Here is a 3,835-nt window from a genome sequence, read left to right as displayed (position 1 = left end):
ACCCCCCGTTCCCTGTTATAAATAAACATATATCTAATCTTTGGAGTATTAACAGTGAGTTTATTTGATGATTTAAGTCGGTTTTTAGAAAGTCGTTTAGAAGAATTCTTGCGAAATAACCCTCATTTAGAGTTAGAAGCACTATTAGAACAACTGCGGGAACAAGAAGAAGATACATTAAAATTAATTGCCGAGTTACAATTACAAGAGAAGCGATCGCAAGATGAAATCCTCTCCACAGCCCAAGAAATTCAAAAATGGCATATCCGTATTGAAAAGGCCCAAGCCGCAGGTAGACAAGACTTAGCCACCCCAGCCCAAGAACGAGAAGCAGCACTACTGCGAGAAGGAAATCAAATGTGGGGACAAATGCAAGGTTTAAAAGAACGCATTAGTCAATCCCAAGAACTACTTCGCAAAATTCAACAACGTCGTCAAGAAGTACAAACCAAAGCAGCCGAAGCACAAACAGCCAGAACCAAAGCACAAACCCAACAAAGATTAGAAACTGAAACTCATGGCTGGAATACAGCTACTAATTATAATAGTAATTTTGATGACCTAGAAAATACATTTCGCCGTTGGGAAACCCAAGATGAATTAGAAAAACTCAAACGCAACATGGGAAAATAATTATGGACAACAAGATCCCCGACTTCTCTAAGAAGTCGGGGATCTAAATCTTATCATCGCTTACGAATTACCCCTTGCCAACTAATTTTTTGCTGTATAGAACGTCCACCTAAAGAACGAATTGCCACAACTTCAACATCAACCTTTACACCTGGATTTAAAGCTTGACTAGGAATTTTTAACTTACCTAAAGCCAGAGTAAAATTATTATAACTACGACTTACTAACTCCGCAGGAACTTCCCCTTCATATAAAATTTGAGGATTAAAAGCATCATCAAAATTATCTCGCGCTCGATATTTCACTTTAAACCGAGTATTAATCACATCAGATTTACCAGCTAAATCAACTATTCTGAAACTGAGATTTTGTCCCGAATTAGCAAATTCAGCCACAGCTAACCTAATCACATCTTCCTGAAAAATAGCATGATTTACAGTGTACTCCGTCAAACCTCCCGTAGTTTTAGCAGTACCATCAACCCAGAGATTTTCAGGAAAAGCAATATCTATTTCTTGATTATAATTTAAAGAGAGTTTTACAGATTGATTGGCAAAATTATTAATATCCTGTTTTTCTGACCAAACTAATTTAAAAGTTCCATCTAACCGCCGTTCAAACTCTCGATATTCATCAGCAATTACAGAACCAATGGCAAGTAAAGATTTTGCCCCTTGACGAATTTGCCATTTATTTTTAGAAAGATTAAATTGTTGATTTGCCAATTGAGAAACCGCAATTTCCGCAGTTGGTTTATCATCTGCTAAAACTTCTTTGCCATTAACTATACTTAAAATTCCTAACCTGCCCGGTTTACCATCACGCCCATCTCTACCATCACTGCCATCGCGTCCATCGTAACACCGATAAACCTTTTGAGTACATTGACGATTGAGAGTACCAGATCTTCCTGTACAACTTTCCCTCTCCCAACGTCGTTGACGACAGGAACAACCCACCGCACCTCTAGCACCTCTTCCACCCCGTCCACCTTCGCCACCAACAGCCCGAACGGCAATTTTCCTTAAATCTGCCAAATTCGTATAATAGACCGTCAGATCGCCACCCTGACCACCATTGCCACCAGAACCACCGCTACCACCATCACCACCATTGGGGGCATTAATATTATCTCGTCCTTCTTCCTGATAATTCCGACAACTAGGACGAAAACCCGGTTCACCATCCTCGCCATCTTCACCATCTTTTCCAGATAAGTCAAGATTAACCGCCGAACCATCAGCGTTTATTATCTGGCTTGTCCCACTGCGTCCATCTCTACCGCTACGTCCGTTACTACCATCCCTATCATAATACCCAGCTACTTTTAATTCTTTAACATCCGTTGGACAGACAACCGCACCCACCGCAGGTAATAAATTAGTAAATAAACAAAATGTCAGCAGAAACGGTAATTGATATCTAAAATTTTTGTGCATGATAAGTAAAACTTATTATATAAAAGATTTGGATTTGATGTAGGGGTAGCGCCCCCGTGCCTACCCTGATTCTTGGGCAACAACGGGGGGTTTGCCCCTACTTTCAAAAATCAATGATAAAAAAAGGTGGTTTTGTCTTGGACAAAACCACCTCCTCAAAAAATAAACTCAAATTAACGAGCTTGTCCGTGAGCAGAAGCCGCATCAATAGGCTTCATCAGATATAATTGTAATAACTGCCAACCATGAGACAAATAGATTGGGAATTTTTGGAAGAATTGCAGGAATTTAGGCGTATTAGAGCTAGAAATTGCTGCCAATTTTTCGTTATTCTTGACGCAAACATCTAAACGCTGATAAAACGCTGGGTTTTCAACATCCAAAATAACTGGGAAGACTCTACCAGCGGTTTCATTAGTCTTCTTGATTACATGAATATCATAATCACGCGCATCCAATCCCAAGGAAGCATAGAAGTCCTTGCGTTGAATATCATTGAGATACATAGTTGCAAATACTGACAACAGGAAGAAGCGACTCCATAGTTTAGCTCTCCAGTCATTCAACATTTGTGGCTGCGCTCTCATAACCGCATCAAAGAAATCACCGTGACGGTTTTCATCCTGACACCAGTTCTCAAAAAAGTTGAAAATTGGATAAATTTGATCTTCAGGATGGGCTTCTAAATGACGATAAATGGTGATATAACGCCAATAACCAATCTTTTCAGAAAGATAGGTCGCGTAGAATATGAATTTGGGCTTAAAGAACGTATAACTACGGCTCTTAGTCAAAAATCCTAAATCTAAAGAAAGATTAAAGTCTGACATAGCTTTGTTCAAGAACCCAGCATGACGGGCTTCATCCCGTGACATCAGGTTAAAGCCTTCAGCTAAAAGAGGGCTTTTATCCTTTAAGCGACGGCCGAGTTCTTTGTATAACAAGAAGCCGGAAAACTCTGCTGTACAAGAACGTTCGAGAAATTCAACGAACAATTTGCGAGTTTCTCCGTCAATAGAGTCCCAAGATTGTTCAAACTGAGCATCCCGAACAAAGTGATGGCGGTTGTAGTCAATGCGGAATTCTGCAATAATAGCTTCTAATTCCTCTTCATTGACGGAAAGATCCATCTGCGCCATTTCATCGAAATCGGTTGTGTAAAACCTTGGTGTTAAAAGGGTTTCCTTAGCAGGGGACTTAACTCCAGAACGAATTTCGTCAGAGATTGGTTTTCTGAGGGATTCTACCATGTTTTGATTTGCTCTTTTATCTTTCTTTTTTTGATGACACCAGAAAGCTGATCCTTATGCTCTCACAAGGTGCAAGGGACAACAATTATGATTTTGTATGAAATTCAGTGTAGCAATATCTAGCCCAGAAATGAGCAGATAAATGATTAAGAGTTGCAAAAATCCACAAAAAACGATTTACACTTTATTTCTATGGCAATAAAGATGATGGTTTTAATGCCGCCTTTGAGGCGCGGAAGGTTAAATTAGCCAAAACCGAGGAAAATCATGTAAGCTGGGAAAATACAAGACATTATTAATTGGGCTGGTAATATGGTGTTGAAAAATATCGCCAACACTGATGTTTTATACTATAATGTCGAACCTTCTGTGCTGGTTACTCCGGTGGGACATAATGTGTTTGTGTTAACACTCATGAAAAATCAGAACTAAGTAGGTGAACGCAATAAAACCAAACTGTGTAAAGAAACGTAAAATCGCTGAAAACTTCTTTACTCTTACCTATTGCCTATT

3 protein-coding genes are annotated in these 3,835 nt (G+C 39.4%); 1 reads left to right on the top strand and 2 read right to left on the bottom strand.

The features are described 5' to 3' along the window. Positions 1–54 precede the first annotated feature (54 nt). Entirely contained in the window at positions 55–633 is a 579-nt protein-coding gene (locus tag FJR37_RS01725; protein WP_168465127.1) for a TIGR04376 family protein, read from the top strand. A gap of 53 nt (positions 634–686) precedes the next feature. Here FJR37_RS01725 and FJR37_RS01720 read toward each other — a convergent pair whose 3' ends face one another. Together FJR37_RS01720 and acsF are read right to left on the bottom strand one after the other, a co-directional pair. Then, positions 687–2,072 carry a collagen-like protein gene (locus tag FJR37_RS01720; RefSeq protein WP_168465126.1) on the bottom strand — a complete coding sequence of 462 codons (1,386 nt, stop codon included), beginning with the start codon at positions 2,070–2,072 and terminating at the stop codon, positions 687–689. A gap of 173 nt (positions 2,073–2,245) precedes the next feature. Further along, entirely contained in the window at positions 2,246–3,322 is a 1,077-nt protein-coding gene (gene acsF / locus FJR37_RS01715) for a magnesium-protoporphyrin IX monomethyl ester (oxidative) cyclase (RefSeq protein ID WP_168465125.1), read from the bottom strand. Positions 3,323–3,835: the final 513 nt, after the last annotated feature.

It is taken from the genome of Aphanizomenon sp. UHCC 0183, from assembly GCF_009712065.1.
Classification (GTDB): Bacteria; Cyanobacteriota; Cyanobacteriia; order Cyanobacteriales; family Nostocaceae; genus Dolichospermum; species Dolichospermum heterosporum.
This window is presented reverse-complemented; position numbering and strand designations above follow the sequence as displayed.